The following is a 19,365-nucleotide window of genomic DNA, read 5'->3' on the forward strand; positions in this document are numbered from 1 at the left end:
GGTTCAGCGCCGGGCCTTGAACTCCCGCGCCAGTGACAAGGTGATCAGCGAAGACTCAGCACGCCCAACCGTGTCTTCGTCGCGGATTGTATAGCCAATCGTGCTGTTCAGATCCCAGTTCTCGGTCAGGGCATAGCTGTAGCTGGCCGTCAAATCCGTGCGTTCCACCCGGTTTTCGGCGCTGCTTTCTTCTGACACAACAAATGACGCGCCCAAATTCAGGCTAGATGCGGGATTGACGACATAGGTGTAATAGGCCGCAGCTTGGGACCTGCGGCGTGTGTCAGCGTCGGTATCGACGGTGACAGTCCGGTTCAGGCGAAACAACAAACGGCTGGTCGGCAATTCGCGCGTCCAGTCAAGCGAGCCAACCATTTCTACATCATCGTTTTCAGGTTGTGTCACACCCAGCGTTGCCGCAAGACTTCCCACAGGCAGTTCCAGACTGCGCCCGATGACAAAGGTCAGAATTTCATCACCCGCCACATCGCGGCTGGCATCAAAGCTTAGGGTCAGATCGCCGTTCGGCATGTCATATGCATAGTCCAGACCGCCAGTCAGGCCCGACGTTTCAGTATCGCCAATCGTTTCCTCGGTCTCGGTCCGCTCCGTACCGACTGTCGCCCCGAATGTGGCGCGTGGCGAAATTTCATAGATCAATCCGGCGTCGATGTTACGGGTGGTACGCAGTGTTTCTGTCGCGTCGTCTTCCTCTGTCCGGGAATAGCGCAGCGCCCCGGTTCCGGTCAGCACTGGCGAAATCCGCAGCGTCGTCAGAAGACCGATATTTGCGCTTTCGATATCTTCCAGATCGGGGTCTGTGGCGTCTTCGTAACTGGTTCCGCTGGCACCCAGATCGAGCTGGAACTGCAGCGGGGCACTGGTTCCAACGACTAGCGACCCGGCGACGGCATAACTGGTGCGCTCACCTGTCCCGACCAGATCCGTGAAATCGTCAGGCAAATCCAGTACGCCGTCATCACCTACGAAATCGCTGAGCAATGGCAGCGTATCAATGTCGCGCCTGACGTAATTGGCTGACAGCTCCAGCGAACTGTTAGCACCCTCGCGTGTGTAACCAAACGTCAGTGCGGGTGATTCAAACGCGCTTTCGGTTTCGCCATCCACATCCTCGATGCGAAAGGTGCTTTCAGCGTCAAAACTCAGCCTTTGGGTCCGCGTTTCGGTCACCAACCCATAAGATAGTCGCGTGGCAAGGGTCGTACGGTCACCGTCTGCGGGGATGCTCAGGGCGGGATTGCGACCAAGCTCGATACCTTGTTCGATGCCGAATGTGGTCTGGATGCCGCCCGCCTCTTGGGCAAGGGCGGGCGCAAGGGTCAGGCAGACCACCCCGCCGATACCAGTACGCAGGACAAATTTGACGGCCACCATCTTGCCCCTTGTTATTCGAACAACCGCCGCTGCGGCACGATAATCACATCACCATCGGCCATAATGGTCGAGGTCCCGACACCGGCACCAAGTTCAACGTCGTTGTAATTCAGCGTGTAGACCTGTTCACGACCGGTACGCGCTGTCCGCAGCTGGATGCGCTTGGTTGCTGCGAACTGCGTAAATCCACCCATTTCCGCAAGAAACTGCAGGATGGTTGTACCGGGTTCGATCTCACGTTTGCCAGGCTCGGTAACCTCGCCCATGACGTAGACATCAATGGTGATAGGCTCACGCGGTTCAATCTCGGCCAGAAAGCTCAGGCCTACATAAACATTTGGCGGTTCCGCAAAACTGGGCGCAAGCCCGTCACGGATGGTCGCGCGAATCTGCCCAAGCGTCCGACCGCCAGCCCGAACAGTGCCGACAAATGGTACGCTCACACGTCCATCGGGCAACACCAGAAGTTCGCGGTTCAGGCTGCTGTCTTCAAGAACCTCGAGTTGCAGGATATCGCCGCTGCGAACCCGGTAGTCACTTTGCGCCGAAGCCGTGATTGCCAACAAGGGGAATGCCACCAACGTGGCGAATAATACGCGCAGGAATGTCATCATAAAGATCCCTTTAGCCCACCCATTCAGGGCATTTTTATATTCACTTTGAAGTGTAAACTTCTATTTCCAAAGCATAAAGCAAAACATCGACAGATCGTCTGATCGCCCGATTTGCGTATCACTGGTGCAACGATTTGTACTGATTTGACCCTTAATCGTGATCAATTCAACGCATGGTTGCGGCAATTTCAACCGAAGTCCCGGTTCAAGCAATCGACCTTGCAGACTTCGCAAATCATAGCGCAAATGGGTCGAGGATACAAATTGTCATACTTGGTTGGTCACCCGGATCAATTAATCCGACAGCCAGGCACGATCTGATTTGCGCGGACAAAAATGTCCCATGACCGGCTGCTCGCACATAATACAAAGTCATCCGTCAGCTTGCCCCGCAGAGCGGGACCAACATATGTATCGGTCTGCGCCCCACGCCCCAGCATCACGATATCCGCCTCTGGCGGGATGGGGCGGTCGGCGGCCAGTTCGGGGGCATTGGGTCGGGGCCACAAGGGATAGCCCGGCACCGGTCTGGCCATTCGTGCGAATTCGAACGACACGCCATTGTCAGCAATGATGCCCAGTCGGCTGTCCAATTCTAGCGCCGTTAGTTCAGCCAATCCTTCCGACAACATCTGATATTGCGATAACTGACCGTTCTCGGTCCCGTCCTCAGGAACGCTGAGGTAATCCCGATAAGGTCCTTCTGAAATTGTAGCGCTGGACCGGTTGGCATAGCCTTCCAGATGTGCGCCGGCCAGATTGGCCAGATGAGGCATGGCAAAGGCTGCAAGAACGACCAGCGCCATCAGATCCAGAAATGGTGCTGTAATGTCAGCACGGTTCTTTGCCAGCTCGGCAAGGCAGATCAGCGCGATACAGGCTGCGGGCAGGGCAAGTTGCCCCAGATTGCCGCCCCCACCCATGGTCGTGGCCATGCCGATCCCGGCGCCGACGATAATCAGCGTGCCAAGCACAGCACGTAGTCCCGCCCATTCATAACGCAGCGCCGTGATGACAGCCCCGAGTACAGCAACCAAAGCGATGGGTTGGGCCAGAATGATCTGTACAGCCTTGCGCAACAGTGCAAAAACCTGTGCGTCATCCCGTGCGCCTACATTTGCATCGATATAGGCATGCGCTGCGAGGAACCGCTGCGCACCCGGATCAATGACTAAAACAAGCGCAACTGTCGTCACCGCGACACCAGCCGCTGCAGCCCAGCGCGCCTGAATGAAAAGCCCCAGCAAGACTGCAGGTCCAAGGATGGTAAATGGCGATTTTGTGTAGGCTGCCGCAACGACGATTGCACCGATCAGTACACCAACACAGATTTCGCGCAGGATTGATCCACCAGGCAAGACCAGGAACAGCGCGCACAGGATCATCAACACAAAACCAACCCGATTATACAGGAACGAATGCGCCGACCAGATACGTGTCACGGACTGATCAACCTCAAGCGGGTGCAGGGTAAAAAGCAGTGTCGCAATCAGCAGTATAATGGCCAAAATCATGGTGCCGGACACGCGCCGCCAGCAGATCGCCAGCGCAGCAACGCTCGCGGCAACAAACATCATCAATGTGGCTTGATGATAGGCATGAACCGACGGCTCAAACAGCCACATGGCCAGGGCCAGCCAACTGGATATGAAACCGCCATAAAAATGGCCAAAGTCGATGGCCGGTTCCAGCCCGCTATAGACCCGCCAGCCCGCGCCAAGAATAAAGCTCGTATCGCCGAAATGATGTGTGTCGTAGACAATGATCTGCGTGCCAATCAAAGCCAGTACCACATAGGCGAAGATCGAAAGACCCAGACCAAGCGCAATAGCAGTGCGCAGTGATGGCAGCCCGCGCATCAGTCAAACCATTTGTGAAACGTATAGTAGCTGGATTGGTGGTGCATGCCCAACCGCGCCCAGACCTTTTGAACCGCGTAGTTGTTAATCTGGGTGGACAGGATCACCTCACTGGCGCCCCGATCACGGGCGGTAGAAAATCCGCGGGTCAGCAAACTGGCGTAAATGCCCGACCGCTGATAGTCCGGCTGCACGCCGCTTAGCACCAGTTCGAACTGAGCGTCGCTGTTGCGGCGCAACGTGACAAACCCCACGACAGTGTCCCCGTCTACAACCACAACGGCAGTATCATCGCCTGTCATATGCCGCACCGAGTTTTCCGCCCACTCAACATAAGCCGCATCAGCTTGCCTGGAATCCAGCCGCGGGTCTGTGTGGTAATGACCCATGTAACCTTTGAAGGCCGTTCGCGATACCTGCGCCACAGCATCGGCATCTGCAGTGGTCGCCAGGCGCAGGGTGTAGTCATGGCGTGGTTCAGGTTCTGACCACGCCCCATCAAGTTTGCGACCGTAATAGACCAGTGCATCCATGAGACGGTAGCCGTCATCCTCAAGCGCATGCACCTGCGCCAGATCGCCCGCATCAATACGTGTGCTGATCATCTGTACGCCTTGTGCCATAGCGGCAGCATTGACGTCTTGCAGCGGGGCATTTGCGTCAATCCGCTTCGCGCAGGTCACACCAAAACGTTTGGTTTCAAGGGCGTTGATCTCAATCGGCATAGTGCTTGGTCCCTTGGCCGAATTTGAACACCGTCAGACAGGAATAGATCACTATCGCCGCTAGGACGGTGGTGATGATCTGGGCGACAGCCGGGTGTAACCACATGATCAGCACCCACATGCTGGCCATCGAAAACACAAGGCCGATTCCGTAAGACACCAGAAACCGGGGCAGGTCCTGCCGGTGATCACTGGTGGATCGAAAGCTCCAGCTGCGGTTGGCGATATAGCTGATGGTCAGGCCAAGGATATACACCATACCAGATGCTAGAACCGGCCAAATGTCGATGGCGATCAAACCAAGGAAGACCAGAAAGCAAAACAGGTTGCTGGCGATCCCGACAACGCCGTATCGCCCGAACCGCGCCACCTGTTCCTGCGCTACCATTTACGGTTTGCCTGCACGGGCTCTGGCGTAAACTCCACCACTTCGCCCGAGATCGTTTCGCAATCGATCAGGATGCGTGGGCGTTGCTGCACCTCTGCAAAGACGCGGCCCAGATAGAACCCGTGCACGCCCAAAACCGCCAAGATCAGCCCCGACAAAAACCAGACCGATAGGATGATACTGGTCCAGCCGGGTACGGTGAACGCGTTGACTGACCACGCAATCAGGATCAGCACCGAAAACCCGGCCGACGCCGTGCTGAAGAGCAGACCCACAATCACGCTTAGCTTCAGTGGTCTGTCCGAGAACCGGATGATGATGGCCACCGCAAGCCGCATCAGGCGCAGCAAATTGTAAGAGCTTTCGCCAGCAGCCCTGTCAGACCTGTCCAGAACGTAAAACCCGCGTTTCTGACTGGTCAGCGCCACCATGACCGGCAGAAACACCTCTTGTTCCCGAAACTGTAACAGGATGTTGACCAGCCTGCGGCTATAGATGCCGAAATTGCCCACATTGTTGTTCAGCCGAACGCCAACAAGCGTGTCGATGAACCAATAGAAGAACCGCGATGCTGCCCGGCGGAACCAGCTGTCTTTCCATTTGCCGCGCTCGACCACGACGGCCTGTAATTCCGGATCTTCTTTCGCCTGTTCCAGCAGCGCCGGGATGATTGCCGGGTCGTCCTGCAGGTCACAGTCGATCACAGCGACCCAGTCGCCCTTGGAAGCCTGCAAACCCGCCCAGATCGCCAAATGTTGCCCGTGATTGCGCGACAGCCGCACGCCGCGCACACGGCTATCCAGTGCCGACAGTTCGCAGATGGTGGGCCAAGGATCGTCCGGTCCCCTGTCATCGACAAGGATCAGTTCCCAGTTCAATCCGGTCTCTGACAGGGCATGCCGGACAGCATCAACAAGTGCCTCAAGGCAGTCGGTGCAACCGTAGACCGGTGTAACAACGCTGATCATCGCCTTGTCAGAGGTCATGGGTTTTCCTCAAAATAGTCGAGCGCGGCACTCAGCACATGTTCGATATTCGCGCCAAGGTCAAAATACATGGGCAGCCTGACAAGCGTATCCGAAATGTCGTTGGTTACGGTCATGCCACCATGGGCGCGTCCGTATGTTTTGCCCGCTGGCGCGCTGTGCAAAGGGACATAGTGGAAGGGCGTGATGATCTCCGCAGCCTTCATATGAGCGATAAAGGCAGAGCGGTCGGCCAAATCGCGCATGATCAGGTAGAACATGTGCCCATTTCCGGTGACCATATTTGCATGGCGAGGGAGCTGTACGCGGCCCTGCTGTTCCAGATCGGTGAACACGTCGCGATAATGGTTGCAGACCGCAAGGCGGCGCGTATTGATGACGTCCGCCGTTTCCAGCTGGGCGCACATGTAGGACGAGATCAGTTCGCCCGGTAGGAAAGATGACCCCATATCGACCCAGGAATACTTGTCGACCTGACCGCGGAAGAACTTTGACCGGTCCGTTCCTTTTTCGCGGATGATCTCGGCCCGTTCGATCAGGTCGGGGCTCATAATGGTCAGCGCACCGCCTTCGCCGCTGATGATATTCTTGGTTTCATGAAAGCTGAACGCGGCCATGTCACCAAGGCTGCCAGCCTTTCGACCCTTGTAAGTGGACCCCAGCGCCTGGGCGGCATCTTCGACCAGTAGCAGGTCATGCGCTTCTGCGATCTCTGCCAACGCATCCATGTCCGCTGGATATCCTGCGTAATGCACCGCGAAAATCGCTTTGGTCCGGGGGGTCACAGCGGCGGCGACCTCGACCGGGTCAATGTTCAATGTGTCGCGTTCAATATCGACAAAGACCGGCACCGCCCCGCGCAAGACAACCGCATTAGCCGTCGATACAAAGGTGTAGGACGGCATTATTACCTCGTCCCCCGGGCCGAGGTCGCATAAAATGGCGGACATCTCGAGTGCTGCTGTACAGGAGTGGGTCAAAAGCGCCTTTTTCGCGCCTGTCATATCCTCGATCAGGGTTTGGCAGCGCGCAGTGAAATACCCATCGCCGGCCAATTGACCGCGCTGAATGGCCTCTCTGATATAGGCGATTTCGTTACCGATGAGTGTAGGTCGATTAAATGGAACAGGCGCCATATCCGTCCCCTTAAACAGGTTTCGCAGTCACATCATCGGACATGCGGCAGGTGCCCAATTCGAATATAGGCACCACCACTCTGACAGCGAATAACGCACAAAAGAACTTCATAAAAATATTCCTCACCACCCTGTTATAATCAGGGCACTCAATAAATATAGCACCTACCGTAACCTCCCTGCACCAAAGCATAAAGCAAAAATCGCTTGCGAGCCGGGATTGGTGGTTTTCAGGTTCAGTCGAAGCAAGGAAAACCGCTGGTTACGGATACGTCAACGCCCTATACCAGCGCGCAGAAATAACCGACTAAGGGTCTTTTTGAAGATCGCAGGGCAGACTAATGGCAGGACAGACATTATGCGCATAGGGTTGGTGACACCGGCCTGGCCTGGCGGCAAGCATGCGAACGGTATCACAACAACAGTTGTGTATCTGGTCGAAGGCTTGGAAGCCTTGGGGCACGAGGTGACGGTGATCCCACTATCACCGGACAGCGATGAAGATCCGCGCTGTATCCCGCTACCGGAAAACCGCCGCCCCACCTTGCAGGAACGTGCAACCGCTGCATTTGGCCTGGGCGAACCGATGCACCAGCGTTTTGCCGAACGGATCGTAGGGGCGGCTCGTACAGCAATCGACACGCGCAGCATCGAAGTGCTGGTGATGGAAGAGACCCAAGGCTGGGCGGGTATCGTGCAAGAGATGCTGCCGATCCCCGTGATCGTGACGTTACATGGTCCATGGTTCATCCAGACATCACTGCAAAGCCAACCGGTGTCCAAATCAGAACGCCGCCGGGAGCAGCGCGAGGCGCGGGCGTTTCGAGATTGTGCTGGTCTGACCGCCCCGTCACAACATGTGCTTGATATGACACGGGCGCAGATTGCTGACCTGACCTCGAAACAATCGGTCATTCACAATCCGATCCGCGTGAAGGACCCAGTGGATTACGACAGACTGAATAACCAGCAGCGCAAAAGCATCCTATTTGTAGGGCGACATGATCTCCGCAAAGGTGCAGACATATTGTTGCAAGGATTTGCCGATCTGATCGCAGGTGGAGCGGATGCATATTTGACCTTTGTCGGGCCGGATAGCGGCGTGACACAGGCCGATGGCTCGATCAGGACGTTTCCCAAGGCTCTGGCAGCGCTGAATAGCGATGCGCGGGGCCGCATCACGTTTCTGGGTAGTCAAAGCAAGGAACAGATCGACAGCTTGCGGCAGCAGCATGCGATCGCTGTCGTCACTTCGCGCTACGAAACCTTCGGCTATGTGGTGTTGGAGGCGCTTGCTGCCGGGGCAGCCACGATCAGCACGGCGGCGGGAGGACCGACCGAGATCATACGGCACCAAAAAAACGGCCTGCTTATCCCGGTTGACGACGCGCAGGCCCTCGCCGAGGCAATGCAAAAGCTGCTGAACGAACGGGTATTGGCCGCGCAACTTGGTCGGGCGGGACGCGAAGATGTCGCCGCACGGTTTGCGCCGCGCGAGATTGCAGGACAATTGGTGACGTTCGCTCAGGATGTTGTCTCCGGGTTTCGCCCGCCAAAGCCCTAGATATCCTGCGGCAACGGAATTGCGTCGAGAAACTCAATGATAGCCGCCCGATATCCTGCGATTTCTGCTGATTGAGCAAGGAAGGCTGCGGCCAAAGGCGTTTGTCTCAACACAATGCGTCGCCAATGATGCAATGCCAACAGGCGCACCACATATTGATCCTTTACGGACAACCCGGCAGGGACACCGCCCGCCAACAAACCGGCCAGTTCGGCACATGATCGGCGAAGTTCCGGCGTCAGGATATCATCAATCACCCAATCAGGCATCGGATCTGCTTCGATACATGCGCACATGACCTCCTGATCATTCTTAGGTGGCGTATCAGTGATCCACAGCCCCTTTTTCAGCAGAAGGCCGTGGCCATGGCCAACTGGCGCCGCCACCAGATACCATGGTGCGGATGTTTCAATTTGAGGGCTGTAGACCAGTGCGCGCACCTTGTCGGTCTCCGCTCTTGCGTGATCGGTCATGGCATAAAGGCTGATGCGTCCATCCCGGGTGGCGGTGACCCAACCATCCTTGCGCAGGCGGTGCAGGGCAACACGAAGCGCCTCTGGTCGTATGTTGATCCTGCCCATCAGGGTGTTCAGCATGGGGCCGGATACCTGCATATCCGATTCCGACGCCAGATCACCCAGAAGGGTGACAAGAACAGACCAGACCTTGAGGTCGCCAAAATCCAGTAAGTCCTGCCGTAGGGTTGTCATCGTGCGGGTCATCCCCGCACCCTAGGTCAGTTTGCCGGGGTCGTCAGTAGCTGTTCATGGTCAGAAGTTCATATTCAGCAACCCGGTCATCGTCCTGATTGGTCAGGGTCACGTGCCAGCGCACCTCGCCATAGTCGTCATTGCGCCGGGTCTTTGCCTTGACCGTCAGGCGAACCTTGATTGAGTCGCCTGCAACGACCGGTTTCATGAACCGCAGATTGTCCAACCCGGTATTGGCTAGCACCGGCCCTTCATCCGGGTCCACAAACAAACCAGCGGCGAAAGACAACAGCAAATAGCCATGCGCCACCCGGTCGGGGAAGAACGGGTTTCGCTTGGCGGCTTCTGAATCCATGTGGGCGTAGAATGTATCGCCGGTGAAGGCGGCAAAATGTTCGATATCCTCGGTTGTGACGGTCCGCGATGCTGTGATGATAGTCTCACCAATCATCAGGGCGTAAAAACCGCGCGTGAAGGGATGAGCCGGGGCTTGTACCTCTGCCGTGCCTGGGACCCATGTGCCGGTGATCGCCGACAGGATGTCGGGGCTGCCCTGGATGGCGGTACGCTGCATGTAATGCAGAACTGCGCGGATGCCGCCCAGTTCCTCGCCCCCACCCGCGCGTCCCGGTCCGCCATGCACCATGTGGGGCAGGGGCGACCCGTGACCGGTGCTTTCGCCCATACTGTCGCGGTTGTTGAAATAAAGCCGCCCGTGGAACGCGCCCGCAGACAATGCAACCTGCCGCGCGACGTCGGGATCATGTGTGATCACTGACGCGACAAGACTGCCCTTGCCCCGGTTCAGAAGTGCGATGGCATGGTCGATATCGCGGTAGCCCATGATGGTGGAGACCGGCCCGAAAGCCTCGGTTTGGTGAATATGGGCAGCATTGTCGGGGTCAGCGCAGTGAAACAGCATGGGTGGCAGGAATGCGCCCTTGGACTGCGCCATGGGATGCGTATCGGGTTCGCCAAAGACCCTTTCGGCCTCTGATGCGATCAGGGCGATCTTCGCCAGAACGTCACGCTTTTGCGCGGCAGAGACGAGCGCGCCCATATCCGTTTCCTTCTGCGTCGGATCACCGACGGTGATTTCAGACAGGCGCGCCTTCAGGGCATTGATGACGGCATCGATTGATGATTGCGGTGCAAGAATGCGGCGGATCGCAGTGCATTTCTGCCCCGCCTTTGTAGTCATTTCGCGCTGGACCTCTTTTAGGAAAAGATCGAATTCGGGGCTGCCCGGTTGCACGTCGGGGCCAAGGATCGATCCGTTCAGACTATCCTGCTCGGCTGTGAAACGGATGCTGTTTTGCAGGATATTCGGGTTAGACCGCAGTTGCAGCGCAGTGTTGGTGGATCCGGTAAAGCTGACTACATCCTGACAGTCCAGATGATCGAGCATGTCGCCCAAACTGCCACTGACGAGCTGCAAGGCGCCTTCCGGCAACAGCCCGCTATCCAGCATGATCCGCACGGCCAATTCGGTGACATAACAGGTCGCTGTGGCGGGTTTGACGATTGCGGGCATCCCGGCCAGCAGCGCCGGAGCCAGCTTTTCAAGCATCCCCCAGACGGGGAAGTTGAACGCGTTGATATGCACCGCCACACCTTGCAGAGGGGTACAGATATGCTGGCCAAGGAAACTGCCCTTGCGGCTGATCTGTTCAACATCACCATCAACATAAACATGCCCATCTGGCATTTCGCGCCGCCCTTTGGATGCGAAAACCAGCATCGTGCCAATGCCGCCATCGATATCAATCAGATGATCGGCTTGCGTTGCGCCGGTTGCGAATGACAGATCGTAAAGCGCCTGTTTGTGGGCGCCCAGATGCAGCGCCAGCGCCTTGAGCATGCGGGCGCGGTCATGGAATGACAAACGGCGAAGATTCGGACCGCCGACGGTGCGGGCATGTTCAAGCATGGTGCCGGCATTAAGTGTCGCATTCCCTGCCCGCGCAAATGCCTGTCCGGTGATCGCATTCTCGATCTCGCGCGCGCCGGAATCGGGTCTGACCCAATGGCCCGCGACGTAGCTGCTGATGTCCTGAAGACCCATGATCCTGTCCCCCCTTCAGCAATTAATTGACCAACCGGACGGTTTATGCAACGAATTTCCCATGCGTCGGGGGGAGGGTACTGATGACACCGCAGGAGAGGGCACAAAAGGCTGCAGCGGCCATGTGGGCGGATGACCGCGCCAGCACGTGGTTCGGGATGGAACTGGTCGCCGTGGATGAAGGACGTGCAACGCTGGCGCTGACAGTTGGCGAGGATCACGTAAACGGCCACGGCATCTGTCACGGCGGGGTGACGTTCAGTCTGGCCGACAGCGCGTTTGCATTTGCCTGCAATAGCCGCAACCAATCCACCGTAGCCCAGCATAACACCATCAGCTACATCCGGCCCGCGATGCTGGGCGATAGGCTGACCGCCCAGGCTGAGGAAATCAGCCTGACAGGGCGCAGCGGTATCACTGATGTAACGGTGACCAATCAGAATGGTGAACTGATCGCGAGTTTTCGTGGTGCATCGCGCGCGGTCAGAGGGCAGGTATTTACCGAAGGAGACAGCACATGAAGGACCTTGGTGCAAAACGGGCAGAGCTGGAGCCGATTGAGGTCGCATCGCGTGATGAGATTGAAACGCTGCAGCTGGCCCGGCTGAAATGGTCGCTGGCCCATGCCTATGAAAATGTGCCGATGTATAAGACGCGATTTGATGCCGCCGGGTTGCATCCGGACGACCTGCAATCGCTTCGCGATCTCGCCAAGTTCCCGTTTACCGTCAAAGACGACCTGCGTGACAACTATCCTTTCGGCTTGTTTGCGGTGCCGCGTGAACAGATCGTGCGCCTGCATGCGTCATCCGGTACCACAGGCAAGGCGACGGTTGTGGGATATACCAAGGCCGATACCGATCTATTCGCCAACATGGTCGCGCGATCCTTGCGGGCATCCGGCGTGCGCCCGGGTGAGATGGTGCACAACGCATATGGCTATGGGTTGTTCACTGGCGGTCTGGGCGCACATCACGGGATCGAACGGTTGGGGGCGACCGTTGTGCCGGTCAGCGGGGGTATGACGGCCCGTCAGGTGACACTGATCGAGGATTTTCAGCCGCAGGCGATTATGGTGACCCCGTCCTACATGCTCAACATCCTGGAAGAGTATCAGAACCGCGGCATTGATCCGCGCAAATCATCGCTGCAGGTGGGCATTTTCGGGGCCGAACCCTGGACGAATGCGATGCGGGCGGAAGTCGAACAGGCGTTTGATATGCATGCGGTCGATATCTATGGGCTGTCCGAGATCCTTGGTCCCGGTGTCGCCAACGAATGTGTGGAATCCAAGGACGGGCTTCACGTGTGGGAGGATCATTTCTATCCCGAGATCATTGATCCGGTGACGGGAGAGGTTCTGGAGGGCGGCGAGAAAGGCGAACTGGTCTTCACCACCTTGACCAAGGAAGGGATGCCAATGATCCGCTACCGCACGCGCGATCTGACCCGGCTGATGCCGGGCACCGCGCGGTCCATGCGGCGGATGGAGAAGATCACCGGACGCAGCGACGACATGATCATCCTGCGCGGCGTGAACATTTTTCCCACCCAGATCGAGGAACAGTTGCTGGCCACCCCCGGCCTTGCGCCGCATTTCCAGATCATCCTGTCGCGCGATGGCACGATGGACGCCATGCGTGTGCATGTGGAAGCCAAGCCAGAAGCGGCCGACCCGGCCAGCAAGGCAGCCGCAGCACAGGCGCTGGCCCGCCAGATCAAGAATACCGTAGGCGTCAGCGCGGTGATCGACGTGGGCGATCCCGGCACCGCGGCAAGGTCTGAAGGCAAGGCCAAACGCGTCATAGATAATCGCAATCGGGCCGGCTGATATGGCCCGCACCATCGCCAAGGATTATGACGCTAAACGGCAGATCATTCTGGATCGCGCCGCCGGGTTGTTTGCAGATGAAGGGTTTGATCGCGCATCGGTGAGCCGGATCGCGCAGGCGTGCGAGATTTCGAAGGCCAATATCTATCACTACTATTCCAGCAAGGACGATATCCTGTTCGATATTCTCGACAATTATCTGTCCGGCCTGAGGGATCGGATTTGCGGGCTACCGCACGAAGACTTGTCTCCCGAGACACGTTTTCAGCAGATGGTCGTTGAAATCCTGCTCGCTTATCAGGGTGCAGATAACGAACACCGGTTGCAGGTCGGCAGCCTTGGATTCTTGCCCGACGCGCAGCAGGACATCTTGCGCGCCTACCAGCGTGATCTGGTGCGCCATGCCGGCGATCTGATTGCGGATATCGCGCCACAGGTCTTTGACGGGGACAAAGCCAAGCTGCGGGCCACAACTATGTCTGTGTTCGGGATGCTTAACTGGTTTTACATGTGGAACAAGGCCGCAGACAGCCGAGCACGCGCAGATTACGCAAATCTGGTCTGCGGGCTGTGTCTGCGCGGAATCCCCGGCCTTTAGTGGCTGTCGTAATCGAACGCCACCTTGTCCGTCAGCGGGTAACTTTGGCAGGTCAGGATATAGCCACGTGACACTTCGCCGTCTTCCAGCGCGTGATTTGCGACCATCTCGACCTCGCCCTGTGTCAGCTTTGCCCTGCATGTGGAACAGACCCCGGCCTTGCAGGCAAAGGGTGCGTCGATGTTGTTGGCCAATGCCGCCTCTAACAGGCTTTGATCAGGGGCTACGTCAAAGCTGCGGCTTTCCCCGTCCAGCGTAACCGTTGCGGATGTAGCGTGCTGCGCCACCTGGGATGATTGGACCGGTCGTTTCAGGCGACCGGGCTGACCACTGGCGAACAGTTCAAACTTGATCTTGTCCTTGGGCAGGCCGTGCGACTGCAGCGCATCCGAGATTGTCAGCATCATCGGTTCCGGTCCGCAGATGAAGGCCACATCAACGTCATCGGGACTGATCCAGTGCTTGAACAGCAGCGCGCATTTCTCTGCATCGACCCGGCCCGTGAAGACGCCGCTGTCGTCGGCGTTCTGTTCGAGAACGTGGATGATGTTCAGCCGCGCCATGAACCGGTTTTTCAGATCACCCAGTTCTTCGCGAAACATGATACTGTTCACGGCGCGGTTGGCATAAACCAACGTGAATTGCGACGACGGTTCGCGTTCCAGCATGGTGCGCAGGATCGACAGGATCGGCGTGATCCCGGAACCACCGGCGAAGCCCAGATAATGCCGCGCCTGACCGGGCTGCAGGGCGACATGAAACTGCCCCTTGGGCGGCATCGCCTCTAGCCGGTCACCGACCTTCAGGGCCGTGTTGGCCCAGGTGGAGAATGCACCGCCATCGACCTTTTTTATCCCCACCTGCAACATGCCATCATCCTTGCCTGCGCAGATAGAATAGGACCGGCGCAGCTCCTCCCCGTCGAACGAGTGGCGAAAGGTCAAGTACTGGCCCTGAATGAAATCGAATGCCTCGGGGTCCTCGGGTTGCAGCGTTAGAACCACCGCATCGCGGATCGTTCTATGGATGTCAGTCACGACAAGAGGGTGAAATTGCGCCATGAGATCCGCCTAAATGCATTTGAAGTAGTCAAAGGGTTCCAGACAGTCCGTGCACCGCCACTGCGCCTTGCATGGGGTGGAGCCGAACTGGCTGACCCGCTCAACCGCGTGCGATTTGCAATGCGGGCAACGGGTCGGGCCGCCTGCGGGTTGTGGCGGTGCGATTCCGTAATCCTCAAGCCGGGCGCGGCCTTTGTCCGACAGCCACTCGGTTGTCCATGGCGGCGTGATCTTTGTGGTGATCCTGACATCGCTTACCCCGTGATCGCACAACGCGGTTTCGATATCCATCGCGATGATGCGGGTCGCCGGGCAGCCGGAATAGGTTGGGGTGACCGTCACATCCAGCACGTCGCCATCCCAGTCCACGGCCCGGACGATACCCAGATCAACAACCGAGATCACGGGGATTTCCGGGTCAGGCACGGCATCGAGCCATCTCCAGACCTGATCAATGTCGGGGCGTGTCATGCTACCAACGGGCATCGGGGTAGGACCGGGGCAGAAATTGCATTGTTGCCAGAAGATGACCCAGATGTTCAGAATGGCGTTTGCCGGATTTGCCGCCTTGCTGGGCGAAATCGCTGGCAGGGATGGTCAGCATCGCCTCGCCAAGGGTCGTCTGTACCGTATCGTCCCAAGTGGCGCGAAGGCTGACTGGATCGGCGGCAATTCCGCTTTCATGCATCGCGTCATCGACGCTGTCGCGCAAAAACATCTCTCCCGCATAGGGCCAAAGCCGATCAAGCGCGGCCTGCATCCGACTGTTGCTTTCTTCGGTGCCATCGCCCAAGGCAATCACAGTTTCCCGCGACCGTTCCAGATGATACTGCGCCTCTTTCAGCGATTTCGCAGCGATCCCGGCGATCCGGTCATCACTGGCGTTCTGCAGGGCAGTCAGGTGTGGCACCTGAAATGCATCGAACAGGAATTGGCGCATGATCGTATGGCCAAAATCACCATTTGGCTGTTCGACCAGCAAGAGATTGCGGAAATCCCAGACATCGCGGTGAAACGCCAGATCATCGGAGCTGCGCCCGGCGCCTTCGATCTCTGCCGCAAGGCCGAGCCACATTTGCGTCTGTCCGATCAGGTCAAGCGCGGTATTGGCGAGCGCGATGTCTTCTTCAACCGCCGGGGCGACACCGCACCATTCGGAAATCCGGTGGCCAAGGACTAGGGTATTGTCGCCCTGACGCAGAAGGAATTCGAACAATGGGTCCGACATCACATTGGCCCCACTTCATCAGGAATGTCGAAAAACGTCGGATGCCGATACACCTTGTCATTCGCAGGCTCGAAATAGGGCCCCTTCTCGGATGGGGACGACGCCGTGATCTGCGCCGCAGGCACCACCCAGATCGACACACCTTCGTTGCGACGGGTATAGACATCGCGGGCGTTCAGGAGCGCGGTTTCCGCGTCTGCGGCATGAAGGCTGCCGACGTGGCGATGGCTCATCCCGTGCTGGCCGCGAATAAAGACTTCCCACAGAGGCATTTCAGTTGTCATTGCGCTGCCGCCTTTGCTGCCTTGCGTTTGGCCGCATGGGCCATCAGCCCGTCACGCACCCATGCGCCGTCATCCCAGGCCTTTTGCCGGGCCGCTATCCGGTCTGTGTTGCAGGGACCATTGCCCTTCAGGACGTCATAAAACTCGGCCCAGTCAGGTTCGGCGAAGTCATAGCCGCGCTTTTCCTCGTTCCATGCCAGTGTCTCATCTGGCACGGTCAGGCCCAGATATTCGGCCTGCGGGACCGTCTGGTCGACAAATTTCTGACGCAACTCATCATTGGTGTTGATCTTGATCCGCCAGCGCATCGATTGCGCCGAATGCACGCTGTCCTTGTCGGACGGGCCGAACATCATCAGCGATGGATACCAGAAGCGGTTCAGCGCGTCTTGCGCCATCTTGCGCTGCGCTGGTGTACCGCTGGCCATCTTCATCATGATGTCAAAGCCCTGACGCTGATGGAACGACTCTTCCTTGCAGATACGTATCATGGCCCGGGCATAGGGCCCGTAGGATGTGCGCTGCAGTGGGACCTGGTTCATGATCGCGGCGCCATCGACCAGCCAACCGACCGCACCCATATCGGCCCAGGTCAGGGTCGGGTAATTGAAGATGGACGAATACTTCATGCGGCCATCAAGCAGCATTCTGGTCATCTCATCCCGTGAAACGCCCAGCGTTTCGGCCGCACAATACAGATACAGGCCATGCCCGGCCTCGTCCTGCACCTTGGCCAACAGGATTGCCTTGCGTTCCAGCGTTGGCGCGCGTGTGATCCAGTTGCCCTCGGGCAATTGGCCGACAATTTCGGAATGGGCGTGCTGGCCAATCTGCCGGATGAGGGTTTTGCGGTACCCCTCGGGCATCCAGTCCTTTGGTTCGATCTTTTCGCCAGCATCGATGCGGGCCTGAAATGCCTTCAGCTTGTCCGGATCATCAGCAGTCGCCTCTGACTTGATCATCTGTGCATACATGGATCACCCTTTCTTCCGGTTGGCTGTCGAGCGACGGCCGATCGGACTATCCTGCGAAAATAGCGCAAAACAAGGGCACTGGCAATAAAGCGTTACAGATTACAGATATCCGGGTTATCGCTGTAACGCTTTACATCAAGGTTCATTTTGCAGCGGCCAACGCCTCTCGCAAAACCGCGCGATCCCCTACATGATTGGCCAGCACAAGGATCAGCCGCGCATTCAACGCGTCGCTTTCTGCTTTGCTCAGCCCCTCGTGAGCGGCCAATAGCTCATCATAAAAACCATCCGGATCGGGTATGTTCGGTGTCAGATTGATCGTCATGGATCAGCCTTTCCTATGGCAAGACGCAATGCAGCCTTGATGGTATCCGGATCCGCATCTGCCCAACGGGCCACCACATGCTGGTCCGGGCGGATCAGATAGACGGCCTGTGGTGCTGAACCTAAATACCGCTCTGTCAATTCTGGTTTCGGTGCAGGGATATGCAATACTTTCGCGGTCACATCCGCAGTGGAAGCCGCCTCTGCCCGTGCTGCGCCAATGGCAAGGATCGTAAAGCTGCCGCCCAGATGATCCAGCAGATAGCGGTCATCCACCGGCGCATCGGCGCAGACCGCACCAGGGCCCATCAATGCAGGCCCGCCCAGCGCGTCCTCGCCGAAAAGCGGAAAACCCTCATACTTGCACGGTACTGACAACCGACCCGAATTCACCAATGGTCGGGCAAAAGCGTGCCGTTCTGCGAGGTCCAGCACAGCGTTGCGGAACACCTTGCTGATTTCGGACTTCGGCGTCATGAAATCGGTCGCGCGCGACGAATTCAGGATGTTGTCATCAGCGGCAAATTCGCGTTCGCTGGCGTAGCTGTCCAGCAGAGTCTCATCCGCAATACCCTGCAACACCAGATCAAGCTTCCAGGCCAGGTTTTCGGCGTCCTGTACACCTGAATTGGCGCCCCGGGCACCAAAGGGCGACACCTGATGCGCACTGTCACCAGCAAAGATCACGCGGCCATGGCGGAATTTCTTCATCCGCCGACACTGGAATGTGTAGATCGAGGTCCATTCCAGCTCGTAATCCGGGATCGTGCCGCTTTGCGACGACAACATCGCATCGACGCGAGTGCGGATGCGGGCCGGGTCCAGCTCTGCCGCGCGGTCGATATCCCAGCCCAGCTGAAAATCGATGCGCCAGATATCTTCAGGTTGTTTATGCAGCAGGGCAGATTGCCCTGCGCCTTCAAACGGGGGTTCGAACCAGAACCACCGCTCTGTCGGGAAATCGGCCTTCATCCTGACATCAGCGATCAGGAAATTATCCTCAAACACGCGACCATCAAAGCTGAGACCCATCATATCCCGGATCGGTGAACGGGCACCGTCGCATGCGATCAACCAATCAGCCTGCACCTGATAAGGCCCATCCGGCGTTTCGATATCCAACACGGTATGGTCATCTGCTTCGGTCACACCGGTGACACAGTTGCCTCCTCGAATTTCGATTGGCGCACCGGCGTCTTGCGCTTTGCGGATTTCTTCAAACAGGAACTTTTCGAAATATGGCTGCTGCAGATTGATGAAGGCCGGGTTTCGGTGACCCTTTTCCGGTAACAGGTTGAATTCGAAAACCTTGCCATCCCCATGAAACACCTTGCCCACGTTCCACACAACGCCCTTGTCCACCATCGGCTGGCAGGCACCCAGCCGGTGCGCGATGTCCAGCGTACGTTTGGAAAAACAGATCGCCTTGCTGCCAAGGCCCGGCCCCTCATGATCGTCGAGCAGAAGGACCGGCACGCCCTTCTTGCCCAGATCCAGGGCAAGGATCAGACCCACCGGGCCGCCGCCAACGATGACAACCGGATGTCTGACGGGTGCCTGTGATTGTGCCGGAACTCGGGCGTACGGATAAAGTGTAAACGCGGTCTGATACCTTGCAGCCAT

20 protein-coding genes are annotated in these 19,365 nt (G+C 57.6%); 4 read left to right on the top strand and 16 right to left on the bottom strand.

Annotated features, from left to right (window positions below):
- Nucleotides 1-3: 3 nt before the first annotated feature.
- From ACFWW2_RS27130 to rffA, 7 genes are all read right to left on the bottom strand, one after another.
- The gene (locus ACFWW2_RS27130; protein ID WP_393933896.1) at nucleotides 4-1,392 is read right to left on the bottom strand and encodes a hypothetical protein; all 1,389 of its coding nucleotides are present in this window, start codon (nucleotides 1,390-1,392) and stop codon (nucleotides 4-6) included.
- 14 nt (nucleotides 1,393-1,406) lie between these two features.
- Nucleotides 1,407-2,006, bottom strand: coding sequence for a polysaccharide biosynthesis/export family protein (locus ACFWW2_RS27135; protein WP_393933898.1), 600 nt, complete (start codon nucleotides 2,004-2,006; stop codon nucleotides 1,407-1,409).
- Nucleotides 2,007-2,299: 293 nt separating this feature from the next.
- A complete protein-coding gene (locus tag ACFWW2_RS27140) occupies nucleotides 2,300-3,868 on the bottom strand; it encodes a hypothetical protein (protein ID WP_393933900.1) in 1,569 nt (522 codons plus the stop codon).
- Entirely contained in the window at nucleotides 3,868-4,593 is a 726-nt protein-coding gene (locus ACFWW2_RS27145; RefSeq protein WP_393933902.1) for a GNAT family N-acetyltransferase, read from the bottom strand. Before ACFWW2_RS27145 ends, ACFWW2_RS27140 begins: the two co-directional genes overlap by 1 nt.
- Entirely contained in the window at nucleotides 4,583-4,981 is a 399-nt protein-coding gene (locus tag ACFWW2_RS27150) for a GtrA family protein (protein ID WP_393933904.1), read from the bottom strand. Before ACFWW2_RS27150 ends, ACFWW2_RS27145 begins: the two co-directional genes overlap by 11 nt.
- Nucleotides 4,975-5,967: a glycosyltransferase family 2 protein gene (locus ACFWW2_RS27155; protein ID WP_393933906.1), complete on the bottom strand. Its 993-nt coding sequence runs from the start codon at nucleotides 5,965-5,967 to the stop codon at nucleotides 4,975-4,977. The genes ACFWW2_RS27150 and ACFWW2_RS27155 overlap by 7 nt, the downstream gene beginning before the upstream one ends.
- Complete coding sequence (gene rffA / locus ACFWW2_RS27160) at nucleotides 5,964-7,103, bottom strand: dTDP-4-amino-4,6-dideoxygalactose transaminase (protein ID WP_393933908.1); 1,140 nt, start codon at nucleotides 7,101-7,103, stop codon at nucleotides 5,964-5,966. The genes ACFWW2_RS27155 and rffA overlap by 4 nt, the downstream gene beginning before the upstream one ends.
- Nucleotides 7,104-7,461: 358 nt before the next feature.
- On the opposite strand from rffA, the gene ACFWW2_RS27165 reads away from it, so the two are divergent.
- A complete protein-coding gene (locus ACFWW2_RS27165) occupies nucleotides 7,462-8,667 on the top strand; it encodes a glycosyltransferase family 4 protein (protein WP_393933910.1) in 1,206 nt (401 codons plus the stop codon).
- On the opposite strand, the gene ACFWW2_RS27170 is transcribed toward ACFWW2_RS27165, so the two are convergent.
- Both ACFWW2_RS27170 and paaZ read right to left on the bottom strand, forming a co-directional pair.
- Nucleotides 8,664-9,389 carry a hypothetical protein gene (locus tag ACFWW2_RS27170; protein WP_393933912.1) on the bottom strand — a complete coding sequence of 242 codons (726 nt, stop codon included), beginning with the start codon at nucleotides 9,387-9,389 and terminating at the stop codon, nucleotides 8,664-8,666. The genes ACFWW2_RS27165 and ACFWW2_RS27170 overlap by 4 nt on opposite strands.
- A gap of 31 nt (nucleotides 9,390-9,420) precedes the next feature.
- Complete coding sequence (gene paaZ / locus ACFWW2_RS27175) at nucleotides 9,421-11,442, bottom strand: phenylacetic acid degradation bifunctional protein PaaZ (protein ID WP_393933914.1); 2,022 nt, start codon at nucleotides 11,440-11,442, stop codon at nucleotides 9,421-9,423.
- 83 nt (nucleotides 11,443-11,525) lie between these two features.
- Between paaZ and paaI the strand changes: the two genes are divergently transcribed.
- From paaI to ACFWW2_RS27190, 3 genes are read left to right on the top strand one after another with little or no spacing between them, the layout of a single operon-like run.
- Complete coding sequence (paaI, locus tag ACFWW2_RS27180) at nucleotides 11,526-11,963, top strand: hydroxyphenylacetyl-CoA thioesterase PaaI (RefSeq protein ID WP_393933916.1); 438 nt, start codon at nucleotides 11,526-11,528, stop codon at nucleotides 11,961-11,963.
- Nucleotides 11,960-13,273: a phenylacetate--CoA ligase PaaK gene (paaK, locus tag ACFWW2_RS27185; RefSeq protein WP_393933918.1), complete on the top strand. Its 1,314-nt coding sequence runs from the start codon at nucleotides 11,960-11,962 to the stop codon at nucleotides 13,271-13,273. The genes paaI and paaK overlap by 4 nt, the downstream gene beginning before the upstream one ends.
- A gap of 1 nt (nucleotide 13,274) precedes the next feature.
- Nucleotides 13,275-13,871 (top strand): TetR/AcrR family transcriptional regulator, encoded by a 597-nt coding sequence (locus ACFWW2_RS27190; RefSeq protein ID WP_393933920.1) that lies wholly within the window; start codon nucleotides 13,275-13,277, stop codon nucleotides 13,869-13,871.
- On the opposite strand, the gene ACFWW2_RS27195 is transcribed toward ACFWW2_RS27190, so the two are convergent.
- From ACFWW2_RS27195 to ACFWW2_RS27225, 7 genes are all read right to left on the bottom strand, one after another.
- A complete protein-coding gene (locus tag ACFWW2_RS27195; protein ID WP_393933921.1) occupies nucleotides 13,868-14,932 on the bottom strand; it encodes a 2Fe-2S iron-sulfur cluster-binding protein in 1,065 nt (354 codons plus the stop codon). The two genes, ACFWW2_RS27190 and ACFWW2_RS27195, sit on opposite strands and share 4 nt — an antisense overlap.
- A 9-nt stretch (nucleotides 14,933-14,941) precedes the next feature.
- A complete protein-coding gene (gene paaD, locus ACFWW2_RS27200) occupies nucleotides 14,942-15,403 on the bottom strand; it encodes a 1,2-phenylacetyl-CoA epoxidase subunit PaaD (RefSeq protein WP_393933923.1) in 462 nt (153 codons plus the stop codon).
- 1 nt (nucleotide 15,404) lies between these two features.
- Nucleotides 15,405-16,160 (bottom strand): 1,2-phenylacetyl-CoA epoxidase subunit PaaC, encoded by a 756-nt coding sequence (paaC, locus tag ACFWW2_RS27205; RefSeq protein ID WP_393933925.1) that lies wholly within the window; start codon nucleotides 16,158-16,160, stop codon nucleotides 15,405-15,407.
- Nucleotides 16,160-16,444: a 1,2-phenylacetyl-CoA epoxidase subunit PaaB gene (gene paaB / locus ACFWW2_RS27210; RefSeq protein WP_393933927.1), complete on the bottom strand. Its 285-nt coding sequence runs from the start codon at nucleotides 16,442-16,444 to the stop codon at nucleotides 16,160-16,162. Before paaB ends, paaC begins: the two co-directional genes overlap by 1 nt.
- On the bottom strand, nucleotides 16,441-17,418 hold the full coding sequence (gene paaA / locus ACFWW2_RS27215) for a 1,2-phenylacetyl-CoA epoxidase subunit PaaA (RefSeq protein WP_393933929.1): 978 nt from the start codon (nucleotides 17,416-17,418) through the stop codon (nucleotides 16,441-16,443). Before paaA ends, paaB begins: the two co-directional genes overlap by 4 nt.
- Nucleotides 17,419-17,560: 142 nt before the next feature.
- A complete protein-coding gene (locus ACFWW2_RS27220) occupies nucleotides 17,561-17,743 on the bottom strand; it encodes a DUF2783 domain-containing protein (RefSeq protein ID WP_393933931.1) in 183 nt (60 codons plus the stop codon).
- Nucleotides 17,740-19,365, bottom strand: coding sequence for an FAD-dependent oxidoreductase (locus ACFWW2_RS27225; RefSeq protein WP_393933933.1), 1,626 nt, complete (start codon nucleotides 19,363-19,365; stop codon nucleotides 17,740-17,742). The genes ACFWW2_RS27220 and ACFWW2_RS27225 overlap by 4 nt, the downstream gene beginning before the upstream one ends.

The sequence above is a fragment of the Yoonia sp. R2-816 genome, from assembly GCF_046762905.1.
Classification (GTDB): Bacteria; Pseudomonadota; Alphaproteobacteria; order Rhodobacterales; family Rhodobacteraceae; genus Yoonia.